At 70.7% G+C, this 974-nt stretch carries 1 protein-coding gene and 1 pseudogene; both read right to left on the bottom strand.

Annotated features, from left to right (window positions below; all coding sequences use genetic code 11):
- A partial coding sequence (locus tag GTY47_RS09985; protein ID WP_010035120.1) for a LacI family DNA-binding transcriptional regulator occupies positions 1-765 on the bottom strand: 765 nt, incomplete at its 3' end.
- A 71-nt stretch (positions 766-836) separates the two neighbouring features.
- Positions 837-974 (bottom strand): annotated as a pseudogene (locus GTY47_RS09990) (sugar ABC transporter ATP-binding protein); the annotation flags it as partial.

Consider the following 974-nt stretch of genomic DNA (forward strand, 5'->3'; position numbering starts at 1 on the left):
CATGATGTTGTTGCCGGCGAACAGGGCCGTGGGCGGGTCGGCCAGGCCGAGCAGCTTCGAGGTCGCGGCCTCGGCCCCCCGCTGGTCGTGTGCGCTGGCGACGAGCGAGCGGTCGTAGGGGATGTCGGCGTCCCCAAGGGCCGAGCGGTAGCCGGCGAGGCGCTCGCGTCGGGTGTAGAGCTTGGTGGGCAGGTCGCCGATGAAGCCGATGCGGCGGTGCCCGTGGGCGATCAAGTGGGCGACGCCCTCGTGGGAGCCGTCCCGGTTGGAGCTGACGACGCTGTCCGTGGCCAGGCCCGCTCCCGGGCGGTCGATGAAGACGACGGGCAGCCCCGCGGCGCGGTGGGGCTTGAGGTGGGAGTGGTCGGCACCGACGGACGGCACGACCATCAGGATGCTGACCCGGCGGGCGAGGAACTTGTCCGTCAACGAGCGCTCGCGGTCGGGATCGTCCGCGGAGGAGCCCATGAGCAGGGTCAGGCCACGGTCGCGGACCGTGTCCTCGATGCTCCTCGCCACGGCTCCGAAGAAGGGGTTGGCCAGATCGGGGATGACCAGTCCGATCGTGGTGTCGGGCCCGCCCACCCGGATGTTGCGGGCCATGAGGTTCGGCTGGAAACCGAGCTTGGCCACGGCGGCGAGCACCTGTTCCCGGGTCTCGGCCGAAACGGGCCCGTCCTCGTTGAGGACGCGGGAGACGGTCTTGGCGCTGACACCCACTTCGCGGGCGACGTCTGCCAGGGTGGGGCGGCGTTTCGCTGCCATGGGGGAAACAGTCTCCTGTGCTCGTCGGTCCCGGCCGCGGCCTCGGCCGGAACCCGTGAGTGGTCCTGTCGTCAGTTGGCCTGGACTCCCGCGGCCTTCGCGGCCTCGGAATCCGCTACGACAGTACCTCCGGCCTCATCGACGGCGAGCGCGCCGGTCATGATGGCGACGACCTCCGCCATGGAGTAGTCGGACGGCTTGATGACGGC

Source organism: Streptomyces sp. SID5464 (assembly GCF_009862985.1).
GTDB lineage: Bacteria > Actinomycetota > Actinomycetes > Streptomycetales > Streptomycetaceae > Streptomyces > Streptomyces chartreusis_D.